This is a genomic window from Propionicimonas sp., assembly GCF_034927565.1.
In the GTDB taxonomy this organism is placed as follows: domain Bacteria; phylum Actinomycetota; class Actinomycetes; order Propionibacteriales; family Propionibacteriaceae; genus Propionicimonas.
Window position 1 is genome coordinate 89,688 of record NZ_JAYFPT010000003.1, and the last position, 21,263, is coordinate 110,950.

Here is a 21,263-nt window from a genome sequence, read left to right on the forward strand (position 1 = left end):
CGGCGACCGACGACTGTCCGGGACGATCCCAAATCGGGGAAGCGGGGATCGCCACAGGCTGGGCCCTCCTAACTGTGTCTGTTCCTGGTCGCGCCCGCCACGACCCCGGTGGGGCCGGACGAACGCGCGAACTCGGCTCGGTTGGACGTCATGCGGACCTGCCCCAGGCCGTCACGGCGGCGGCGAAGGCATCGCCACGGGCGGCATAGTCGAGGTACATGTCCCGGGAGGCGCAGCCGGGGGCGAGCAGGACTACATCGCCGGGCACCGCCCGGGAAGCCGCCCAGTCCACCACCTGCTGCATTGCCCCATCATCGGTGCAATCGGTGACGAACACCGGGATCTCCGGCGCGTGTCGGGCCAGGGCGTCAGCGATCACCTGCCGGTCGACGCCCAGCAGCGCCACCGCCTGGAGCCGGTCGCGGAACCGCAGCACCAGGTCGTCGAAGCTGGTTCCCTTGGCCTGGCCCCCGGCCACCCAGACCACCGAGTCGAAGGCGGCCAGCGAGGCGGCGGCGGCGTGCGGGTTGGTCGCCTTGGAGTCGTCGATGAACCGGACGCCGCCGATCTCGGCCACCTGCTGGATCCGGTGGCCGCCCAGGGTGAGGTTCCGCAGCCCCTGGCTGACGGCCTGCGGCGGCACCCCGAAGGAGCGGGCGAGCGCGGCGGCAGCCAGCGCGTTGGCGATGTTGTGGGGGGCGTTCGGCACCACGTCGGCGACCTTGGCCAGTTCCACCGCCGAGTCCCGCCGCTGCGGGATGAAGGCGCGGTCCACCAGCAGCTCGTCCACCACACCGACCATGGACGGGGCCGGGATGCCGAGGGTGAACCCGATCGCCCGGGCACCCTCCACCACATCGGCCTCCACCACCATCTGCTCGGTGGCCGGATCCTGCACGTTGTAGACGCAGGCGTGCTGGGCGCGCTGGTAGATCAGCGCCTTGTCGGCGGCATAGGCCGTCATCGGGTCGGTGACGCCGCCCGGCCAGCCCTGCCTGTCGGAGTGCCACTCCAGGTGATCGGGAGCCAGGTTGAGCACGGCTGCGGAGTGCAGCGAGAGCGAGTTCGTCCAGTGCAATTGGAAGCTGGACAACTCAACCGCCAGGACGTCGTAGCTGACCTCGTCCAGCACCGCCTCGACGATCGGGCGCCCGACATTGCCCACCGCTGCGGTGGTCAGTCCGGCGGCGGCCAGGATCGACTCCAGCATGCCCACGGTGGTGGTCTTGCCGTTCGTTCCGGTCACCGCTAGCCAGGGCACGATCCGGTCGGGCCGGCTCATCCGCCAGGCGAGTTCCACCTCGCCCCAGACCGGCACCCCGCGCAGCGCTGCCTGGTGCAGCAGCGGCGAGGACGGCAGCCAGCCCGGCGAGGTGACCACCAGGTCGACCTCGGCAGGCAGGGACGCGGTCGAACCCGGGCCGAGCCGGACGGTCGCGTCGAGGTGCTCCAGCAGGGTGGCCTTCTCCCGATTGCCAGCGGTGTCGGCGTCGTCCAGCACGATCACCCGCGCGCCGAGGTCGAGCAGGCCGTCGGCCGCGGCAAAACCGGAGCTGCCCAGCCCCGCCACCACCACCTGTGCCTGCGGCCAGGGCGAGAGCCGGTCGGCGGCGGCGAGCCAGGGCTTCACGAACCGATCACCCATTCGGCGTAGAAGGTGCCCAGGCCGAAGGCCACGAACAGCCCCGACAGGATCCAGAACCGGATGGTGATGGTGACTTCGCGCCAGCCCATCAACTCGAAGTGGTGCTGCAGCGGCGCCATCTTGAACAACCGTTTACCGCCGGAGAGCTTGAACCAGCCGACCTGCAGCACGACCGACATGGTGATGATCAGGAACAGCCCGCCGATCAGCAGCATCAGCAGTTCGGTGCGGGTCATGATCGACAGCCCGGCCAGAGCGCCGCCGATCGCCAGCGAGCCGGTGTCGCCCATGAAGATCTTCGCCGGGCTGGCATTCCACCACAGGAAGCCGAAGCAGGCACCGGCTAGGGCGATCGAGACCACAGCCAGGTCGAGCGGGTCGCGGACGTCGTAGCAGGTCGGCCCGGCCGACAGCTGCGCGCAGGACTGGTTGTACTGCCAGATGTTGATGATCGCGTAGGCGGCGAAGACCATGGCCGCGGCGCCCGCGCAGAGCCCGTCCAGGCCGTCGGTGAGGTTCGCCGCGTTCGACCAGCTGGAGATGATCAGCACGATCCAGATCACCGCCAGCCAGATCGGGAGTTGCAGCCACTGCAGATCGCGCAGGAAGGAGACGAAGGCGCTGGCCGGGGTGACCCCGCGCTCGTTCGGGAACTGGAAGACCAGGATGCCGAAACCGGCGGCGATCAGCGTCTGCAGGCCGAGCTTGGCGTAGCTGTGCAGACCGAGCGAACGGGCGTGCGAGATCTTCATCCAGTCGTCCAGCAGGCCCACCACACCCAGGCTGGCGAACAGGCCGATCAGCAGCATGCCGCTGGCGGTCACCGGGCTGAGCGTGATCAGGTGCGCGGCGGCATAGCCCAGCAGCACGCTGAGGATGATCACCGTGCCGCCCATCGTGGGCGTGCCCCGCTTGGTGTGGTGGGTGGTGGGTCCGTCGTCGCGGATGAACTGCCCGTAGCCCTGCTTCACCAGGAACCGGATCGCGTACCGCGTGCCGAGCAGCGTGCCCAGCATCGCCACCGCTCCGGCGACCAGGATCGACCTCATGCCTGTACGCCTTCCGTCGGGGTCGCCGCGACCAGTCGTTCTGCCACGGTCTCCAACGCTAGCCCTCGGGACGCCTTGACCAGAACGACATCGCCTGCCGACACCAGACCGGCAGCTGCCCGTCCGGCCTCCTCACGGTCGGCGACCACCCTCGCCCGGGTATCGGCGGCCCGGGCCCCGGCGGCCAGGTCGGCAGCGAAACCGCCCACGGCGATCACCTCGTCGATCCCCAGCCGGCCGGCCAGTTCGCCGACCGCGGTGTGCTCGGCCGCCGCGCCCGGCCCCAGTTCGAGCATGTCGCCCAGCACCGCCACCAGCCGGCCGCCGTCCTGCCGCATCCCGGCCAGCGTCGTCAGGGCCGCCCGCATCGAGTCGGGATTGGCGTTGTAGGCGTCGTTGACCACCAGCGCACCGTCGGGCCGGCGGTGCACCTCCATCCGCCACTTCGAGGCCGGCGCGGCGGCGCCCAGCGCGGCCGCCAGCTGCCCGACCGCCATCCCGGCGACCAGGCCGACGGCGGCCGCCGCCAGCGCATTGGCCACCTGGTGCGCGCCGGTGACCAGCAGGCTGACCGGGGCGCTGGCAGCGTCGGTGTGCAGGGTGAACGAGTAGCGCTGCAGCGGTCCGGCCACCACGTCCTGCGCCCAGACCCGGAGTTCGCCGACCTCCGGCCGGCCGAGCGCGGAGAAGGTGGCGATCCGCGCGCTGGTGCGCGCGGCCATGGCGAGCACCAGGGGATCGTCGGCGTTCAGCACAGCCCAGCCTCCGGTGGGCACGGCCTCGACGAGTTCGCCCTTGGCCTGGGCGATCCCCGCCACCGATCCGAACTCGCCCAGGTGGGCATGGCCGACGTTGAGCACCAGGCCGATCTCCGGGGGGACGACGGCGCACAGTGCCCGGATGTGTCCCTGTCCCCGAGCACCCAGCTCGGCAATCAGGTAGTCAGTGGTGCGGTTGACCCCGGTGGCGGTGAGCGGTACCCCGATCTCGTTGTTGAACGACCCCACCGGCGCTACCACCGCACCGACCGTGGCCAGGACGGACGCCAGCAGGTCCTTGGTGCTGGTCTTGCCGGAGGACCCGGTGAGCGCGATGGTGCGCAACCCGCGGGCTCTCGCCCGCGCAACCAGGCCGGTGGCCAGAGCGGTCAGCCCGGCGAGGGGGTCGGGCACCACGAGTTGCGGCAGGTCGAGATCGAGCTGGTGGGACACCAGCACGGCACCGGCGCCGCGGGCGAGAGCAGCGGGCGCGTAGTCGTGGCCGTCGGCATGCTCTCCGGGCAGCGCGACGAAGATCGAGCCCGGCCCGGCAGCCCGGGAGTCGATCACCACATCGGGGCCCAGGACGGCCGCCGGGTCTCCCCACAGGTCCGCTCCGGCCAAGGCGGCCACCTCAGCCGCCGTCAGCTCATCCATGCCCGCCACCCTGCCTGATTGCCGCCCATTCCTGCTGCGCCACCGCCACGTCGTCGAACGGGGTGACCACACCCCCGATGTCCTGGCCGCGTTCGTGACCCTTGCCGAGGATCGCCACCCACTGTTCCGGGCCGGTCCGGCGCAGCGCCATCCGGATCGCGCTGCGCCGGTCACCGCCGTCCAGCACCTCGGCGCCGGTCTCGGCTGCCGCCCGGCGGGCGCCGGCCAGCACCGCCTGCCGGATTGCGGCGGGATCCTCGCTGCGCGGGTTGTCATCGGTGACCACCACCAGCCGGGCGGCTCCGGCGGCCGCTTCTCCCATCGGCTCACGCTTGGCCCGATCGCGGTCGCCACCGCAGCCCAGCACTGCCGTCACCGGGCCGCCGGGCAGCGACGCCAGCGCGGCCGCGACCGACTCGGGGGTGTGGGCGAAGTCGACCACCACATTCGGGGCGTCACCGGGCAGCGGCACCCGCTGCATGCGGCCCGGGATGGAGGCGGTGGCGAACCCGGCCAGCGCGGTCGCGAGTTCCACCCCGGCACAGTCCAGCATCGCCGCCGCGGTCAGGGCATTGCGGACGTTGAACTCCCCCAGCAGGCCGAGCACGAAGGCGTGCTCGCCGGACGGGGTCGCCAGCCTCAACCGGGTGCGTCCGTCGGCAAGTGGCTCCCGGCTGGTCACCCGGTAGTCGGCATCCGGGGTGCTGCCGGTGGTGCGGAACGGGGTGCCGTCGGTGCGCAACCGGTCGACGAGCCGGCGGCCCCAGACGTCGTCGGTGTTGACCACCGCGCGGCGGCAGCGACCGTCAGTGAACAGTCGCCGCTTGGCGAGGTAGTACTGCTCCTGGTCGTGGTGGAAGTCGAGGTGGTCACGTCCCAGGTTGGTGAAGCCGGCCACGTCGAAGGTGATCGCGTCGGTCCGGTGCAACGCCAGGGCGTGGGAGGAGACCTCCATCGCCACGGCGTCGGCGCCCCGGTCCCGCAGCAGCGCCAGCAGCGCCTGCAGGTCGGGTGCCTCCGGGGTGGTGATGGTGGACCGGACGGCGGGCAGCTCCTCGCCGCCGAGCCGGAAGCCGATGGTGCCGATCGTCCCGGTCAGCTTCCCGGCGGCAGCCAGGCCGGCCTCCAGCAGGAAGGTGGTGCTGGTCTTCCCGGTGGTGCCGGTCACCCCCAGCATCAGCAGCTGCGTAGCCGGCCAGCCGTTGACCGCTGCTGCCACCCGGGCGAGCTTTGAGCGCGGGTCGGGCACCGTCAGCACCGGTACCCCGAGGTCGCCGGCCAGCCCGGCCCCCTCGGCGTCAGTGAGTACCGCCACCGCTCCGGCGGCCACTGCCGCGGCGGCGAACCGTGCCCCGTGAGTGGCCTGCCCTGGCAGGGCGACGTAGAGGTCGCCGGGGACGATCCGGCGGGAGTCCAGCCCGACCCCGCTGATCCGCACCGCCGAGTCGACATCGAGCACCGAGGCCAACGCCAGCCACCCCGTCCCTCGGGGACGGGGTGCGGCGGGCGGCTCGGGCATCATGGCTTCCTGGTCAGGGCCCCACCGGCAGCTTCGGGGGCTTGGACGTCGACGGTGCCACACCATAGCGGGCCAGCGCGAGTTGCATGATGTCCTGGTAGGCGGGGCCGGCCACACTCTGGCCGGAGGCGCCGCGACGGGGATTGTCCACCACGACGTACACCAGTAGCTGGGGATCCTCGACCGGACCCACCCCGATGGTCGAGGTGACCAGGCCGGTCGTACGGCCGGTCTTCGGGTCGAGCTTCTGCGAGGTGCCGGTCTTGGCGCCGGTGCGGTAGCCGTCCACCGGGAACACCCCGGAGGAGTTGTTCACCACCATGGCCTCCATCAACGAGACCACCTCCTTCGAGGCCTCCTCGGAGATCACCCGTCGGGGTTCGGCGGTCGGGAACTCCTTCGCGGCACCCTCGGTATCGGTGCTGGCGGCGATGATCCGCGGCTGGTGGTAGACCCCACCATTGGTGACCGCCGCCACCGCGGCCGCCTCCTGGACGGCCGTCACTGCCACCGCGCTGCCGCCGAAGGCCAGGCCGTCACGAGAGTAGTCGGGCATGTCCGGCCCAGGCAGGATGCCCGCCGACTCGCCCGGCAGGCCGACCCCGGTCTTGGAACCGAGCCCGAAGGAGGTGAGATAGCGCTGCAGGTCGGCCTTCTTCATCTGCCGGGCCAGCAGGATGGTGCCGACATTGGACGACTTGGCCAGCACGCCGCGGGCGTAGTAGGTCAGCTCGCCGTGCGCCCAGGCGTCGGCAACCCAGTTGTCCCCGGACCGGACCTTGCCGGGCACCTTCACGATGTCGTCGGGCCGGACAATGCCGGCGTCCAGCATGGCGGCGAAGGTGAGGGTCTTCTGCACGCTGCCGGGGGTGTAGACGTCGGTGATCGCCCGGTTGCCCAGATCCTTGGTGTTGTACGAGCCGTAGTCATTGGGGTCGTAGCTGGGGAAGTTGGCCAGCGCGAGGATCTCGCCGGTCTTGACGTTCATCACCACCACGACGCCGGAGTTGGCCTCGGCCTTGCGCACCCGGTCGGCCAGCACCTGCTCGACCTCCCACTGCAGGCCGAGGTCGAGGGTGAGCTGGTAGTCCTGACCGTTGCGCGCCGGGGTCAGCACGCTGGTGCCGAGCGGGATCTTCCCGTTCGGCGAGGTCTCGTAGGCCTCCTCGCCATCGATCCCCTTCAGGGTCTTGTCGAGCGCCAGTTCCAGCCCGCCGGAGCCGACCCCCTCGGCGTTCACGAACCCGACCACGTTCGACGCCACGGTGCCGTTCGGGTAGCGCCGGGTGGGGGCGCTCTCCCGGTGGATGCCGATCAGCCCGGCCTCGTTCATCGCGCTGATCAGCTCGCCGTAGGCCGCCGCGGAGACGTTCCGGGCCACCACCGAGTACTTGCTGCCGGGCTTGGTGAGCCTGCCGAGGTAGTCGGCAGCACTGCCGCCGGCATAGCTGACCAGCAGGTCGGCGATCTGCTGCGCCGCGGTGGCCGCCACCTCGGTGTCGCGGGCGTTCATCGGGTCGTCGAACTTGCCGTTGGTCCGGATCATCTCGGGGTCGGCGACCACCGTGACGGTGTCCTCGGTGTAGGCCAGCACCTCGCCGTTGCGGTCGGTGATCTGGCCCCGGAAGGCGGGCAACACATGGGCGACGGTGATCTGCTCGGCGGCCTCGGCCGCGACCGCGTCGGCGTCGATCGCCTGGACCTGCACCGCCCGGCCGGCAGCCAGCGAGAACACCACGGCGACCGCGATCAGCATCGCCCGGAGCCGTTTCACCGACGAGGCAACCGGCAGCCGGCGCCAGGGACGGGGAGCTGCCGGCCGTGCGGGCTTGGCCGGCCTGGGCGTCCGGGGGGAGCGCGGTGCCGAGGAGCGGGCCCGTTCGTGGCCAGGCCCCCGGCCGCGGCCCGGGTTCGTACGAGTGCGGGACGACCCGGCGGTGGAATCACCGGGCGCGGACCAGAGCACGTCCTCGCCGTCCGGTTTCGGCGTACGGGCGGTCCGCCCGGTGGCACCGTGCCCGGCAGACTGTTTCTTCGCCGCGGTTGCGCCGGAGTTGCCGTAGAAGAACCTGTCGAGCGGCTTGCTCACTGTCGCTCCCCCGCCGACTTCGCGGGCTGCTGCGTCGCCTCCGCCTGGCTCGCCGCTTCTGCCGCCTTCTTCTTCGCCTCCGCCTCGGCCTTCTTCTTCGCCTTCGCCTCGGCCGCCGCCTTCTTCTTGGCTTCTGCCTCGGCCTTCTTCTTCGCTTCGGCCTCATGCCGCTGCTGGAGTTCCTTGGCCGCCTGCTGGGGCGTCACATAGCGCACGCTGGGCACCTCGCCGCCGACCACCCGGGTCGGCTTGCCGACCACCGTGCCGTCCGGCAGCCGCAGCTGCACCGGATAGGTGTTCGGCCGCATCCCCAGCTTCTGCGCCTTCACGCCGAGGTTCTGGATCGACTCGGCCTGGGCCAGCTGCGCTTCCAGGTCCGACACCCGGTTCGACAGCGACCTGGCCTCGGCCTGCCTGCGCTCCACCTCGAAGGCCTGGCCCTGCAACACGGTGGTCAGCACCAGCACGCCCACCATGCCCACGGCGAGCACCAGTGCCATCGCGACGACAAACCCGCCCATGCCGAGCTGCCGCCGTGGTGCCGGCACCGGCGTGAGGTCCGGACGGGTCGGGCGGTCGGGTGCCTGACGGGGAGAGAGCAGCGCTGTCATGCGGCGTCTTCCTTGTGCTCGATGGCGCGCAGCCGGGCGGCGGCAGCGCGCGGGTTGGCGGCGGTTTCGGACGGAGTTGGACGCTCCGCCCCGCGGGTGAGCAGGGCGAAGCGGGCCTGGAGGGCGGCCGGCACTGCCGGGAGGCCTGGCGGCACGTGGTCGCTGCTGGCCTCGGCGAAGGCGCGCTTGACCAGCCGGTCCTCGCCGGAGTGGTAAGCCAGGACGGCGAGCCGGCCGCCGGGGGCGAGCGCGTCCAGCGCCGCGGGCAGCGCCGCGGCGAGTGAGGTCAGTTCGGCGTTGACGGCGATCCGCAGGGCCTGGAAGGTGCGCTTGGCGGGATGCCCCGAACGGGTGCGGGCCGCCATCGGGATGGCCTGATCGACCAGGGCGACCAGGTCGGCCGAGGTGCGGATCGGGGCTTTCGCACGTGCCTCGACCACCCGGCGGACGATCCGGTCGGCGAACTTCTCGTCCCCGTACTCGCGCAGGATCCGCACCAGCTCGCCGGGGGCGGCGGTGTTCACCAGGGTCTCGGCGGTCAGGTCCTGACCGCTGTCCATCCGCATGTCGAGCGGGGCGTCGACGGCATAGGCGAAGCCGCGTTCCCGGTCGTCGATCTGCAGCGAGGAGAGGCCCAGGTCCATGCAGATCGCCTGCACTGACCTGGTGCCGTCCTCGGCCAGCACCTCGGCCAGCTCGTGGTAGACGGCCTGGTAGAGATGGACCCGGTTGCCGAAGGTGGCGAGCCGGCGGCCCGCCACCGCCAGCGCGGCCGGGTCACGGTCGATGCCCACCAGCCGGGCGTTCGGGCAACGGGCCAGCACCGCGGACGCGTGCCCGCCCAGACCGAGGGTGCAGTCGAGGTAGACCGAGCCGGGCTGGGCCAGGGACGGGGCGAGCAGGTCGACGATGCGGTCGCGCAGCACCGGCACGTGGCTGGGCTCGACTACCTGCTCCGGCACCACCATCTCGCCTGTGTCTCCTTGCCTCGACCGGCTCGTGACGATCCGGTTCCAGTCCGAGGGGCCACCTGGCACCGGGGAAGGTGCGCCAGGGGACGCCCATCGGGCTGGAGCCGCACCGCACGAGCCGGTGACGTCTCCCACGGGTCACCCCGCCGGGAAGAGCTCCTCGTCCAGGGAGGCGAACTCCTCTTCTGCTGCGGCGGAGTACTCCGCCCAGGTCGCCGCGTCCCACACCTCGAGGCGGTTGTACGCCCCGATCACGACGATCTCCTTGGTCAGGCCCGCGTACTCCCGCAGCGACTGCGGAATCGTGACCCGGCCCTGGCCATCGGGTGTGTCGTCCGACGCGCCCGAGGAGACCATCCGCTGGTAGGCCCGGACCCGCTGAACCGTTGACGGGCCGGTCGCCGCCTTCTGGACCTCCTCGGCGAACCGCTCGGGCTCCCAGATCGCCAGGCACCTGTCCTGTGCCCGGGTGATCACCAGACCCTCGTTGAGCTGTTCACGGAACTTGGCCGGCAGGAAGAACCGTCCCTTGTCGTCGAGCTTGGGGGTGAAGGTGCCGAGAAACATGGCATCCCTCCCTCCGGATCGCTCCACTTTCCACCACAGTACTCCACAACCCTCCACTGATGGCAAGCATCTCCACCACTTTCCCCACGGCTTCCCTGCTGGGTACGGTCACGTACTGTTAGGGCGAGGCCTATCTGAGAGGGGTCAGCGTGGAGGTCGCAGCTGCTGCCGAGGTCCAGGCCGTCCAGCAGACGGCACAGGCAATCCGGGAATCGGTCGCGCGGGTGATCGACGGCAAGGACGAGGCCATCCGCCTCGCCATCACCGCGCTGCTGGCGGAGGCACACCTGCTGATCGAGGACGTGCCCGGGGTCGGCAAGACCATGCTGGCCCGGGCCCTGGCCCGCTCGATCTCGGCCACATCCAGCCGGATCCAGTTCACTCCCGATCTGTTGCCGAGCGACATCACCGGCGTGTCGGTGTTCAACCAGCACTCCCGCGACTTCGAGTTCAAGCCGGGCGGCGTGTTCGCCAATGTGGTGATCGCCGACGAGATCAACCGGGCCTCGCCCAAGACACAGTCGGCACTGCTGGAGGCGATGGAGGAACGCCGGGTGACAGTGGACGGCACCACGCACCCGCTCCCCCGTCCGTTCGTCGTGGTGGCCACCCAGAATCCGATCGAGATGGAGGGCACCTACCCGCTCCCCGAGGCCCAGCGCGACCGCTTCGGCCTGCGGCTCGACATGGGCTACCCCAGCGCCGAGGCCGAGGTGGCCATGCTCGACCACCACGGCGAGGCCGAACCGCTGGAACACCTCACCCCGGTGACCGACGCCGAGACCGTGAACACCTGCATCGCCACCGTCCGCAGGGTCTTCGTCCACCAGGCGGTCAAGGACTACCTGGTCGGGATCGTCGCGCACACCCGGGCGATCAGCGACGTCCGGCTCGGCGCCTCCCCCCGGGCCAGCCTGCAGTTGATGCGCGCCGCCCGCGCCCAGGCCGCCATCGACGGCCGCAATTACGTGACCCCGGACGACATCCAGGCGCTGGCGGTGCCTACCCTCGCCCACCGCATCCTGCTCAGCCACGAGGCCCAACTGGGCCGCCGCAGCGTGGCCGACGTGATCGCGAACGCGATCGCGGAGGTGCCGCTGCCGCAGCGCCGGAGCTAGCACCTTGTCCTGGCTGCAGGGCCTGCTCCACCGGGCCGGGCTTCCCGGGACCCCAGGCCTGACCCTGCGCGGCTGGGTGATGCTGGCCGGTGGGTTCGCCTGGTGCGTGGTCGCCTGGCTGATGGGGCAGCGCGACCTGTTCTGGCCGGGCCTGTTCCTCACCCTCCTGCCGCTGGCCAGCTGGGCCGTGCTCGCCGCCGGCGGCGGGCGGCCCCGCCTGGTCCGGACGGTGACCCCGCTGGAGGTGGTCACCGGGGAGCCGGTGGTCGACCGGCTGCGGGTGACCTCGCGCGGCCTCACCCTCGGGGCCGCCGCCGAGTACGTCGACGAGAAGCCGGCAGCCGTCCTGGGCAGGGCAGTCGCCTCGTTCCCGTTGGGAGCCGGTCGCGGAACCCACCGGTTCAACCTGGTGCTGAGCCCGGCGTGGCGCGGCCGGCACACCCTGGGCCCGCTGCGCCGCACGCTGACCGACGGGCTCGGCCTGGCCAGGGCCAGCCGGGTACTGTCCGGCACTGCCGAGGTGCTCGCGCTACCGGTGACCGAGCCGCTCGCCCCGCTGCGGGACGCCTCCGGAGTGGGGACGTCGACCGACTCCACCCTGCTCAAGACCAGCCTGGTCGGCTCCGACGACGTGCTGATCCGGGAGTACCAGCCCGGTGACGACGTCCGCCGGATCCACTGGCGCTCCACTGCCCGGACCGGCGAGCTGATGGTGCGCCGCGAGGAGCGGGCCTGGGATCCGAGCGCGGTCGTCCTGCTGGACAACCGGGCGGCGGCCTACTCCCACGATCTGCCCGAGCGGAGGTTCGAGTGGCTGGTGTCGGCCGCCGGGTCGATCAGCGTCCATCTGCTCGGCAACGGGTTCTCGGTCGCCCTGACCGATACCGACGCGAAGGGCGACGACCCCGCCGAGCGCGCCCTGCTGGGCGCCCGCGGCATCCTGCGCCGGCTCGCGAGCACCGAGCTGAGCCAGACCGGCACGCTCTCCCAGGCGCTGTCGGCCGCCCCGACGGGGGTGCGCGGCCAGCTGTTGATCGCCCTGCTCGGCCGGCTCAACTACGAGGATGTGCCGGTCCTGGCCCAGGCCCGCCGCGATCACCGTAGTTGCTGGGCGCTGGTGCCGTCCCCGGGCTGGATCAGCCCGGATGCCACCCGGGTCCTGGAGGCCGCGGGCTGGCGCTGCCTGCAGGTGCCGGAGAAGACCAGCGTCGCCCAGGCCTGGGCACGGCTCGGCGAGGAATCGGCCGGATGAGCAACCCGAACCGGATGACCCTGGCAACAGCTGTGGCGACGTTGCTCACCGCCGGCTGCCTGCTGCCGCTCACCGAGGACCGTGACTACCTGCTGCTCACTGCCCTGCTGATCGGCGGCAGTGCCGTCATCGGCATCGTCGCACGCCGGCTGCGGCTCGCTGAGGGCGCGATCCGCCTGCTGCTGGTGCTCCCCGGGGTTCTGCTGCTGTTCTGGATCGGCTGGGACAATCTGGCCGACCTGATGGCCGGGACCGGCGAGTTCGTCCGGATCAGCGTGGCGCCGATGGCCGCGCACGAGGGGTTCAGCCTGATCAGCTCGTTCGTGCTGTGGCTGCTCTTCCTGGTGGCAGAGTCGATCACGGTCGGCCTGGAGCGGCCGGGCTGGGTCTTCCCCGTACTGGTGATCCCCTACCTGGTCCCGGCGATGGTGCTCCCCGAGGAGGCCAGTCCGCTGCTGTTCGTACTGGTGGCCGCCGGCTATCTGCTGGTGCTGGCGACCAGCACCTTCGGCGCGCACCTCGAGCGGGCGGAGAAGCCGGCGCCGTCAACCGGCCTGCGCCGGGGCGTGTTCCTGACCGCGACCGTGGCCGCGCTGATCGCCGGGCTGGGCACCGGCCTGATCTCCACCACCATCCCCGAGCGCGGCACCGCCTGGATCGGCTCGGGCGTGGGACCGGGGACGATCCAGCTGGGTGATCCCAGCCAGGATCTGGTCCGGAACATCCGGGCGAACAGCAACAAGGTGGTGATCCGCTACTCCGCCGCCGACGGCCACGGCCGCTACCTGCGGCTGACCGCGCTGTCGGCCTTCGACAGCACCGGCTTCCACCTGGTCGCCACCGACCTGATGCCCGGGACGCCGCCACCGGATCCGCGGCTGCGGGCTGTCCAGCCGGTGTCGATCCGGGTGCAGGTCGACGACTTCGGCAGCGAGTACCTGCCGCTGCCCTGGGTGCCCGGTTCCTGGGAGGCGGACGGCGACTGGCGCTACGACCCGCGCACCCTCTCGGTGGTCTCGGTGGACGCCGACCGCAAGCGCGCGACCCGCAACCTGGCCTATTCCGCCACCGTCCTCGACTTCCAGCCCGGCCAGCAGGAGATCGCCGCTGCCGGCGCCGGTGACCCCGGCGACAACGGGCTCACCCTCGACCTACCGGCGGAACTCGACCCCCAGGTGCGCGAACTCGCCACGACGATCACCCAGGACGCGACCACCGACGGCGAGCGGGTGCTGGCGCTGCTGACCTGGCTGCGCTCGGACGCCTTCAGCTACACCACCACCGCGGTCTCGGGTTCGACCCTCGACACCGTCTCCGACTTCCTGCTCAACAGCCGCTCCGGCTACTGCGAGCAGTTCTCCGGCTCGATGGCCATTCTGGCCCGGGTGCTGGGGATCCCCTCCCGGATGGTGATCGGCTTCCTGCCGGGCGAGAGCACCGGCAACAACAGCTTCGAGGTCAGCGTCCGGCAGATGCACGCCTGGACCGAGGTCTATCTCGACGGGCTCGGCTGGGTCGCCTTCGACCCGACCCCCACCGGGGCGGCGAACGCCTCGCCGCCGCCGACACCCGACGCCAGCACCACCGGGCCGGAGCCGTCGGTCCCGACCTCCACCCGGGCGCCGAACCAGCCGACCTCCGACCCGGCGCCGGAGAACACTGCCTCCGGCTCCCGCTGGACCGCATCGCTGGGCTGGGTCGCTGGCGGCATCGGGCTGGCAGCAGTGGTGGCGCTCTGCCCGCTCGCGCTGCGCTCCTGGCGGCGGTGGCGCCGGCTGCGGCCCGATCGCAACCCGGCCACCATGGCCGAGGACGCCTGGGACGAACTGCGCGACACCGTGCTCGACTCCGGGCTGGTCTGGCCGGCCGGGACGCCGCGTCAGACGGCCGCGGAACTCTCCGGTGTGCTGGGAGCCCAGGCACGTGAATCGGCGCAGGCGCTCGCCTGGGCGGTCGAGCAGGCGCGGTTCGCCCCGGAGCCGGCGCAGGTCACTGATCCCGCCGGGCAGGCTCGCGCGGTGGCAGCCGCGCTGCGGGAGAACCGGACCGGACGTGGCTGGTGGCGGCTGCTGCCGCGGTCGGTGATCCAGCCAGCGGCCTGGCTGCACCGGTCAACCGGAGCAGATCGAGCCGATCCGGAGCAGCCGACGATCCGGTAGTGGGCGATCCGGTAGCGGGCGGCAGGAGTCAGAAGCGGCAGGGAGTCAGAAGCCGTCGTCCTGGTTGTGGCGCCAGCGCTCTTCCATCCGATCCATGAAATCGCGTTCGGGGCGCCCGCCGGGCTTGCCCGGGTTGGCCGGCTGGCCGTCGGGATCCCGTCCGACGTACTGCCACGAACTGACCGCCACCACGGTGGCGACCAGCATGATGACGAAGCCTGCGATGCTCACCAGCGGGTTGATCTCCATCCCGCCGATCAGCGCCAGCACCCCGATCAGGAAGGCGAGTCCTGCCAGCGCCGCACGTCGACGGTGCACGCGTCGCGTGCTGGTGCCCCGAAGCGCGTTCGCGAGCTTCGGGTCCTCGGCCGCCAGGGCGGCCTCCATCTGCTCCAAGAGCCTCTGCTCGTCCTCCGAGAGGGCCATGTCACGCCTCCTGGGTCACTGGCTGGACGAAGTACACCCTCAGTCTAGGTGCGCGACCAATGTTAGGGAACAAAACGGCCCCGGCTGACCACTCCGCACTTCCACCCCGTCACCGTTCTCAGCCCCGATCCTCTGGTTCCGGCTCCGGCGGCGGGACCGAGATCGCCACCTCGGCGGCGATATCCCGGGCCAGGTCGTCGACCACCGCATGCTCCGCGTCCCAGTCTCCGTTGCGATGGGCGGTACGCGAGACCAGGTGCCCGGAGACCGGCGCGGTCAGCACCTGCATCAGGACCGCCAGGGAGAGGAAGGCGAACACCCGGCCGTCCCGCAGGCTCAAGGTCACCCCGGTGAGCACCAGGATCAGCCCGAACACCTGCGGTTTGGTGGCGCCGTGCATCCGGGTCAGCACGTCCGGGAAGCGCACCAGGCCGACTGCGGCGGCGAGGCAGAACAGGCAGCCCAGCGCCAGCACCACCGCGCCGGCCAGGTCGAGGATCTGCTCAGCTGTCATCGGTGTCCTCCGCGTCCATCGCCTGCCGCCGGTCGAAGGCCCGGCGGACCGATCTGCTCGACGCGATCAGCCGGGCCACTCCCACCGAGCCGGTGAAGCCGACCAGGGAAAGCGCGAGCAGGATCGGCAGCCCAGTGGCGTTGCCGGCCACCACCGTGTAGATCCCCACCCCGGCGATCATGATCGCCACCATCACATCGGCGGCGACGATGCGATCCAGTGGCGTCGGCCCCCTGACCATCCGGTAGAGCACCAGCCAGGCGGCTGCGAACAGCGATGCCGCCGCGATCCACAACGCCACTGTCATGGCCTGCCCGCTTCCTGCCCGGTCCGCTGGGCCAGGGCCCTGCGGTCGTCGGCACTGCCGAAGGCGCGGATCAGCCGGGCCTCGATCGCCAGGGCGTGCGCCCGTTGCCGCTTCACCGCGCCAGCGTCCGGGAGGTCGAAGACGTGCAGATAGAGCAGTCGCGGACGCCTCACCGAGTCCACCACCAGGGTGCCGGGCACGATCGAGATCAGCACGGCGACGGCCACCTGGAACAGGTCGCTGTTGGTGTGGAGCCGCACCTTGACGATCCCGGAACGCAGGGTGATCCGCGGACGAAAGGCCGTGGCCGCCAACTGGAAGGAGGCCACCGCCAGGTCGCGCAACTGTGTCAGCACGAGCAGCAGCACCCCACCGAGCCGGATCTCGCCGTAGTAGCGGATCGGCGGCAGCCAGAACACCACCGTCACCAACCAGCCCAGCACCAGCCCGTACAGGATGTTGAGCAGCGACGGCTCGCCCCACAGCAGCACCCACACCGCGGCGAGCAGCACCACTGCCCGGCCCTGGAACCGCCAGCGCAGCCGGAGACTCGGCCGGCTCATCAGCCCACACCTCCCAGCACGAGCAGCGCGTAGCTGCCGTCGAACAGCCCGCCGGCCGCCCGGGCCACGAAGTCGTACATCGGTCCGGCAGCGACGGTGAACACCAGCGCCAGCACACCCAGGCCGATGGTCGGGCCGAGCATCCGTGCGGGCAGCGCCGACGACTCCGGATCGGCGTCGTAGCGGTCGAACCGGTGGGCCACCCGCTCGGGCACCTCACCCCAGAAGGCCCGGGCCCATACCTTCGCCATCGCGTACAAGGTGAGCAGCGAGGTCACCACGCCACCGGCCACCAGCGCCCAGGCCATCGGAGAGCCGTCCTGGATGCCGGCCTGCAGCAGGGCGAGCTTGGCGATGAACCCGGAGAAGGGCGGGATCCCGGCGAGGTTGACCGCCGGGATGAAGAACAACAGGGCCAGCAGCGGTGCCGCCTTTGCCAGCCCGCCGAGCTTCTCCAGCGAGGTCGAGTTGCCGACCCGTTCCACCAGTCCGGCGACCAGGAACAGGGTGGCCTGGATGGTGATGTGGTGGGCGGCGTAGAAGATCGCCCCGGCATAGCCCTGGGGTGAAGCCAGGGAGATCCCGAAGATCATGTAGCCGATGTGGCTGACCAGGGTGAACGACAACAACCGTTTGAGTTCGGACTGTGCCACGGCGCCCAGAATGCCGACCAGCATCGTGGCCAGGCCGGCCAGGCCGGCGAGCACGGTGAGCGGTTGGTCAGGGAAGAGCAGGGTCTGCGTCCGGATGATCGCGTACACCCCCACCTTGGTGAGCAGGCCGGCGAAGACCGCCGTCACCGGAGCGGGAGCGGTCGGGTAGGAGTGCGGCAACCAGGCCGAGAGCGGGAACACCGCGGCCTTGATCGAGAACACCGTCAGCAACAGCAGGTGCAGGCCGAGTTGCACGGGGTCGGGAAGCTCGGCGAGCCGCACCGACAGCTGGGCCAGGTTCACCGTCCCGGTGGCGGCGTAGATGCTGGCCAGCGCGATCAGGAAGAGCGCGGAGCTGACCAGGTTGACCACCACGTAGACCGACCCGGCCCGGATCCTGTCGCGGGTGCCACCCATGGTGATCAGCACATAGGAGGCGAACAGCAGCAACTCGAAACTGACGAAGAGGTTGAACAGGTCACCGGCCAGGAAGGCGTTCGACACCCCGGCGACCAGCAGCAGGAAGGTCGGGTGGAAGATCGACACCGGGGTCTCGCGCTGCAACTCGTCGGCGTCCTGTCCGGCCGAGTAGATCAGCACGCCCAGCGAGACCAGCGAGGCGACCAGCAGCATGATCGCCGCCAGCCGGTCGGCGACCAGGACGATCCCGAGCGGACGCGGCCAGCCCCCCACCCACAGCACCAGGGTCTGGTTGTCGCTGAGCCAGACCAGCAGGCCAGCCACCGCCGAGACTCCCGCGACGGCGGTGATCGAGACCGCACGTTGCAGCCAGGGCACCCGTCCGGCGATGAAGGTGATCGCCGCCCCCAGCAGACACAGCAGCACCGGGACGGCCAGCAGGTTGTTCATTCGCTGACCACATCCTCTCCGGTGTCGCTGAACTGGATGTCCTCGAAGGAGGCGGACGCCTGGTCGGCTTCGGCCAGAGCACGGATCCGGGTGTCCTCGACGTCGTCCTGCACCTCATCGTGACCGTTGATCTGGAAGCTGCGGTAGGCCATCGTCATCACGAAGGCCGCCACGCTCAGCGTGATCACGATGGCGGTCAGCACCATCGCCTGCGGCAGCGGATCGCTCATCGCGTCCGGTTCGGTCACGCCGAGGATCGGGGCGCCGCCGGCCGGGCCGGAGGCGATCAGGAAGAAGATGTTGACCCCGTTGCTGGCCAGGACCACGCCCACCAGGATCCTGCTCAGCGAGCGTTCGGTAATCAGGTAGAGCCCGGTGGCGACCAGGACGCCGGCGACGATCGCCAGGGTGAGGTTGGCGCTCATTTCAGCCACCTCACTCCGGGCAGGGCCCGGGTCGATTCCGGTTCCGGCGTCGGGGTCAGCTGCGCGCGTTCGTGGGTGTCGATCCCGCCGCCGAGGCTGCGTCCCAGGTCGAGCATCATGCCGACCACCACCAGGTAGACGCCGATGTCGAAAGCCGTGGACGAGACCAGGTGGATGTCACCCAGCAGCGTCCAGGTTCCGAAGCTGGTGGTCACCTGCTCCCAGCCCGGCACTGCCAGATGGAGTTCGTAGCTCTGGAAGATCACCCCGCCGAAGGCCAGCGGGAGCAGCGCGGTCGCCACCGAGAGCGCCAGCCCCACGCCCAGCAGCACGCCGGCGGGGACGGGGAGTGCCTCGTCCAGTTCCTGCTGACCGGCCGCGAGGTAGCGGATCAGCAGCGCGATGCCGGCGAGCAGCCCGCCGACAAAGCCGCCGCCGGGCAGGTTGTGACCGGCCAGCAGCAGGTAGAGCGAGACCACGATCATCACCCCGAACAGCAGCCGGGTGACCACCTCGAACATCAGTGACCGGGCGGCTCGAGGAATGGTCCGGCTCCCCCGCAGCCAGCCTTCCAGCTTGCCTTCGGGCGCCTGCGGTGCCCGCCGGATCCGTCCCGACCGGGAGCGCAGGAAGATCAGGCTGGCGACCCCGGTGGCGGCGATGCTGAGCACCGAGATCTCGCCGATCGTGTCCCAGGCACGGGTGTCGACCAGGACAACGTTGACGATGTTGTTGCCGTAGCCGTACGACGTGGCGTACTCGGGGAAGGTCTCCGAGACCGGGTCGGCCACCCGGGAGCCGAGGGCGAGAATCGCCAGCAGGGTGACTGCCAGGCCGCTGCCGGCGGAGATCAGCACCCGCCACCAGCGCACCGACTGCAACGGCCGCTCGGTGAAGAACTTCGGTAGTTTGCGCAGCACCAGCAGGAAGACCAGCAACGAGACGGTCTCGACCAGCATCTGGGTGAGCGCCAGGTCGGGCGCGCCGTGGATGAGGAACAGCAGCGCCGTGCCGTAGCCGGTCACGCCCAGCAGCACCACGGCGCGCAGTCGGCCCCGCGAGCCGGCGACCAGGAAGGCGGCCACCACCATCACCGCGCCGACGGCTACCTGGGCCCAGCTGTCGGCGAGGTAGACGTCCGGCCAGACCGGCACGGTGGCCAGCGCGGCGAAGAGCAGCGAGGTCATCGTCAGCAGGATCGTGCCCACGTAGTAGGCCAGCGAGCCCCGCTGGGTGCGGTCGGTCACCTCGACTGCCAGCCGGTCCAGCCGCCGCATGGTCAGCCGGTAGAACTCGCCCGCCTCCATCACCGACGGGAAGGTCTGCTGCACCCGTGCGATCCGGTCACGCTGCCAGAACAGCACCACGCCCAGGGCGATCGCCACCAGGGACGCGGCCAGCGCCGGGGACCAGCCCGCCAGCAGCGCCATGCCGTGCCCGGGTTCACCGGTCGGCAGGCTGTCCGCGTACGGCTGCAGGGCATGGCCGAGCGGTCCGGCGACGAAGCCACCGGCCAGGCTGACCAGGCCCAGCAGGGCCGGGACGGCGACGAAGGCGGGCGCCGGCGGATGGCGAAGTTCGGCCGCCGGCACCGCCGGCTTCGTGGCGAAGGCACCCCACCAGAACCGCAGTGTGTAGGCCAGGGTGAGCGCCGACCCGACCACCACTGTCGCCAGCAGGAGCCAGCCCGGCAGTGGCGTCATGCCGGTTCCGTCGCCGGTGAGCGCCAGGTTGGCGATACCCTCCAGGCCGGCCTCCTTGGCCACGAAACCGAGGGTCGGCGGCAGCCCGGCCATCGATGCGCCGGCCAGTGCGGCGACGACCGCGGTGACCGGCAGTTTGCGTCCCAGGCCGCTGAGCTGGCTGATCAGGCGGGTACCGGCGGAGTGGTCCACCACCCCGACCACCAGGAACAGGGTCGCCTTGAAGGCCGCGTGGGCGATGACCATGGCGAGCCCGCCCAGAGCGGCGGCCTTCGTCCCGGTACCCAGCAGCAGCATCAGGAAACCGAGCTGGCTGACCGTGCCGTAGGCCAGCAGCAGCTTCAGGTCGTCCTGCCGCAGCGCCCGCCAGCCGCCGAGGAAGAGAGTGAGCGCCCCCAGCACCCAGATCGCGGGACGCCAGCCCGGGACGCCGGCGAGGATCGGCGCCAGGACCGCCACCAGGTAGACCCCCGCCTTCACCATGGCGGCGGCGTGCAGGTAGGCCGAGACCGGGGTGGGCGCAGCCATCGCGCCCGGCAGCCAGAAGTGGAACGGCACCAACGCGGACTTGCTCAGCGCGCCGACCAGGATCAGCAGTGCGGAGACGGTCAGCGCGGTCCCGGTGGGCGGATCCGCCAGGATCGCCTGCAGACTGTGGGTGCCGGATGCCTGCCCGAGCAGCAGGATTCCCACCAGCATGGCCAGACCACCGGTGGTGGTGACGATCAAAGCGGTCAGTGCGGCCGAACGGTTGGCCCGGCGGGTGGGGTCGTGGGCGATCAGCAGGTAGGAGAAGACGGTGGTCAGCTCCCAGAAGACATAGAGCACAACCAGGTCGTCGGACGTCACCAGTCCGAGCATCGCACCGGCGAACGCGGTCAGCAGGGCTGCCGGGCGGGCCTGGGGCGGGTCGGCGGCGAAGTACCAGCGGCAGTAGAGCAGCACCAGCGCGCCGATGCCGGTCACGATCAGGCCGACCACCCACTGCACCAGGCCGAGGTGGAAGGACAGCATCACGCCGAGGCCGGGAATCCACTGGTGGGCTTCGTCGAGGGTGCCACCGGACAGGACGAGCGGTGCGAGACTGACCAGCCAGCCGAAGCTCACCGCAGGTACCACCGCCACCAGCCAGAAGACCCGCTGCCCGAGCCAGCGAGTGAGTAACGGCGTGAGGACAGCCAGAACGAGGTGAGCCCCGACCAGCGTACTCAGCACCCGCACTCCCCTCGACCATGTTCCGGTGGAGCGCAGGAGCCCAGGCGTTCGCCGAACGGCGACGTCGTCAACGGTGCCCGGGAGCCGAAGCCCCGACGATCCTCAGGCGCCTACCCTACCGGGCGATCCATCCGGCAGAACACCATTCCGCTGGTCGCCGGCCCGGCCGTCCACCGGCTACCGGCGTGGCAG

18 protein-coding genes are annotated in these 21,263 nt (G+C 70.9%); 3 read left to right on the top strand and 15 right to left on the bottom strand.

Annotated features, from left to right (window positions below; genetic code table 11):
* Positions 1-148: 148 nt before the first annotated feature.
* From murD to mraZ, 8 genes are all read right to left on the bottom strand, one after another.
* A complete protein-coding gene (gene murD / locus VB080_RS01090; protein ID WP_323416564.1) occupies positions 149-1,645 on the bottom strand; it encodes a UDP-N-acetylmuramoyl-L-alanine--D-glutamate ligase in 1,497 nt (498 codons plus the stop codon).
* A complete protein-coding gene (mraY, locus tag VB080_RS01095) occupies positions 1,627-2,694 on the bottom strand; it encodes a phospho-N-acetylmuramoyl-pentapeptide-transferase (RefSeq protein WP_323416565.1) in 1,068 nt (355 codons plus the stop codon). The genes murD and mraY overlap by 19 nt, the downstream gene beginning before the upstream one ends.
* A complete protein-coding gene (locus VB080_RS01100; RefSeq protein ID WP_416339575.1) occupies positions 2,691-4,100 on the bottom strand; it encodes a UDP-N-acetylmuramoyl-tripeptide--D-alanyl-D-alanine ligase in 1,410 nt (469 codons plus the stop codon). Before VB080_RS01100 ends, mraY begins: the two co-directional genes overlap by 4 nt.
* Position 4,101: 1 nt before the next feature.
* Positions 4,102-5,631 carry a UDP-N-acetylmuramoyl-L-alanyl-D-glutamate--2,6-diaminopimelate ligase gene (locus VB080_RS01105; RefSeq protein ID WP_416339572.1) on the bottom strand — a complete coding sequence of 510 codons (1,530 nt, stop codon included), beginning with the start codon at positions 5,629-5,631 and terminating at the stop codon, positions 4,102-4,104.
* A 10-nt stretch (positions 5,632-5,641) separates the two neighbouring features.
* Positions 5,642-7,717 carry a penicillin-binding protein 2 gene (locus VB080_RS01110; RefSeq protein ID WP_323416568.1) on the bottom strand — a complete coding sequence of 692 codons (2,076 nt, stop codon included), beginning with the start codon at positions 7,715-7,717 and terminating at the stop codon, positions 5,642-5,644.
* Entirely contained in the window at positions 7,714-8,328 is a 615-nt protein-coding gene (locus tag VB080_RS01115) for a hypothetical protein (RefSeq protein WP_323416569.1), read from the bottom strand. The genes VB080_RS01110 and VB080_RS01115 overlap by 4 nt, the downstream gene beginning before the upstream one ends.
* On the bottom strand, positions 8,325-9,296 hold the full coding sequence (rsmH, locus tag VB080_RS01120) for a 16S rRNA (cytosine(1402)-N(4))-methyltransferase RsmH (protein WP_323416570.1): 972 nt from the start codon (positions 9,294-9,296) through the stop codon (positions 8,325-8,327). Before rsmH ends, VB080_RS01115 begins: the two co-directional genes overlap by 4 nt.
* Before the next feature lie 141 nt (positions 9,297-9,437).
* Positions 9,438-9,866 carry a division/cell wall cluster transcriptional repressor MraZ gene (gene mraZ / locus VB080_RS01125; protein ID WP_323416571.1) on the bottom strand — a complete coding sequence of 143 codons (429 nt, stop codon included), beginning with the start codon at positions 9,864-9,866 and terminating at the stop codon, positions 9,438-9,440.
* Positions 9,867-10,015: 149 nt separating this feature from the next.
* Here mraZ and VB080_RS01130 point away from each other — a divergent pair, with 149 nt between their 5' ends.
* From VB080_RS01130 to VB080_RS01140, 3 genes are read left to right on the top strand one after another with little or no spacing between them, the layout of a single operon-like run.
* Positions 10,016-10,984, top strand: a complete 969-nt coding sequence (locus tag VB080_RS01130) for a MoxR family ATPase (RefSeq protein ID WP_323416572.1) — start codon at positions 10,016-10,018, stop codon at positions 10,982-10,984.
* 4 nt (positions 10,985-10,988) lie between these two features.
* Positions 10,989-12,236: a DUF58 domain-containing protein gene (locus VB080_RS01135; RefSeq protein WP_323416573.1), complete on the top strand. Its 1,248-nt coding sequence runs from the start codon at positions 10,989-10,991 to the stop codon at positions 12,234-12,236.
* On the top strand, positions 12,233-14,395 hold the full coding sequence (locus VB080_RS01140; RefSeq protein WP_323416574.1) for a DUF3488 and transglutaminase-like domain-containing protein: 2,163 nt from the start codon (positions 12,233-12,235) through the stop codon (positions 14,393-14,395). Before VB080_RS01135 ends, VB080_RS01140 begins: the two co-directional genes overlap by 4 nt.
* Positions 14,396-14,440: 45 nt before the next feature.
* Here VB080_RS01140 and VB080_RS01145 read toward each other — a convergent pair whose 3' ends face one another.
* The 7 genes from VB080_RS01145 to VB080_RS01175 all read right to left on the bottom strand — a co-directional run bounded on the left by VB080_RS01145 (position 14,441) and on the right by VB080_RS01175 (position 21,071).
* Entirely contained in the window at positions 14,441-14,821 is a 381-nt protein-coding gene (locus tag VB080_RS01145; protein WP_323416575.1) for a DUF3040 domain-containing protein, read from the bottom strand.
* 118 nt (positions 14,822-14,939) lie between these two features.
* A complete protein-coding gene (gene mnhG, locus VB080_RS01150) occupies positions 14,940-15,335 on the bottom strand; it encodes a monovalent cation/H(+) antiporter subunit G (protein WP_323416576.1) in 396 nt (131 codons plus the stop codon).
* Positions 15,325-15,642: a monovalent cation/H+ antiporter complex subunit F gene (locus tag VB080_RS01155; RefSeq protein WP_323416577.1), complete on the bottom strand. Its 318-nt coding sequence runs from the start codon at positions 15,640-15,642 to the stop codon at positions 15,325-15,327. The genes mnhG and VB080_RS01155 overlap by 11 nt, the downstream gene beginning before the upstream one ends.
* On the bottom strand, positions 15,639-16,205 hold the full coding sequence (locus VB080_RS01160) for a Na+/H+ antiporter subunit E (RefSeq protein ID WP_323416578.1): 567 nt from the start codon (positions 16,203-16,205) through the stop codon (positions 15,639-15,641). Before VB080_RS01160 ends, VB080_RS01155 begins: the two co-directional genes overlap by 4 nt.
* Positions 16,205-17,728, bottom strand: coding sequence for a Na+/H+ antiporter subunit D (locus VB080_RS01165; protein WP_323416579.1), 1,524 nt, complete (start codon positions 17,726-17,728; stop codon positions 16,205-16,207). Before VB080_RS01165 ends, VB080_RS01160 begins: the two co-directional genes overlap by 1 nt.
* A complete protein-coding gene (locus tag VB080_RS01170) occupies positions 17,725-18,153 on the bottom strand; it encodes a Na(+)/H(+) antiporter subunit C (protein WP_323416580.1) in 429 nt (142 codons plus the stop codon). The genes VB080_RS01165 and VB080_RS01170 overlap by 4 nt, the downstream gene beginning before the upstream one ends.
* Positions 18,150-21,071, bottom strand: coding sequence for a Na+/H+ antiporter subunit A (locus VB080_RS01175; protein WP_323416581.1), 2,922 nt, complete (start codon positions 21,069-21,071; stop codon positions 18,150-18,152). The genes VB080_RS01170 and VB080_RS01175 overlap by 4 nt, the downstream gene beginning before the upstream one ends.
* Between the last annotated feature and the right edge of the window lie 192 nt (positions 21,072-21,263).

What these genes read in the sequence shown, in the direction of transcription:
- rsmH (WP_323416570.1), bottom strand. Translation starts at nt 9,296, where the DNA reads ATGGTGGTGCCGGAGCAGGTAGTCGAGCCCAGCCACGTGCCGGTGCTG.
- VB080_RS01140 (WP_323416574.1), top strand. Translation starts at nt 12,233, where the DNA reads ATGAGCAACCCGAACCGGATGACCCTGGCAACAGCTGTGGCGACGTTG.
- VB080_RS01170 (WP_323416580.1), bottom strand. Translation starts at nt 18,153, where the DNA reads ATGAGCGCCAACCTCACCCTGGCGATCGTCGCCGGCGTCCTGGTCGCC.
- mraY (WP_323416565.1), bottom strand. Translation starts at nt 2,694, where the DNA reads ATGAGGTCGATCCTGGTCGCCGGAGCGGTGGCGATGCTGGGCACGCTG.
- mraZ (WP_323416571.1), bottom strand. Translation starts at nt 9,866, where the DNA reads ATGTTTCTCGGCACCTTCACCCCCAAGCTCGACGACAAGGGACGGTTC.
- mnhG (WP_323416576.1), bottom strand. Translation starts at nt 15,335, where the DNA reads ATGACAGCTGAGCAGATCCTCGACCTGGCCGGCGCGGTGGTGCTGGCG.
- VB080_RS01155 (WP_323416577.1), bottom strand. Translation starts at nt 15,642, where the DNA reads ATGACAGTGGCGTTGTGGATCGCGGCGGCATCGCTGTTCGCAGCCGCC.
- VB080_RS01160 (WP_323416578.1), bottom strand. Translation starts at nt 16,205, where the DNA reads ATGAGCCGGCCGAGTCTCCGGCTGCGCTGGCGGTTCCAGGGCCGGGCA.
- VB080_RS01105 (WP_416339572.1), bottom strand. Translation starts at nt 5,631, where the DNA reads ATGATGCCCGAGCCGCCCGCCGCACCCCGTCCCCGAGGGACGGGGTGG.
- VB080_RS01115 (WP_323416569.1), bottom strand. Translation starts at nt 8,328, where the DNA reads ATGACAGCGCTGCTCTCTCCCCGTCAGGCACCCGACCGCCCGACCCGT.
- murD (WP_323416564.1), bottom strand. Translation starts at nt 1,645, where the DNA reads ATGGGTGATCGGTTCGTGAAGCCCTGGCTCGCCGCCGCCGACCGGCTC.
- VB080_RS01145 (WP_323416575.1), bottom strand. Translation starts at nt 14,821, where the DNA reads ATGGCCCTCTCGGAGGACGAGCAGAGGCTCTTGGAGCAGATGGAGGCC.
- VB080_RS01165 (WP_323416579.1), bottom strand. Translation starts at nt 17,728, where the DNA reads ATGAACAACCTGCTGGCCGTCCCGGTGCTGCTGTGTCTGCTGGGGGCG.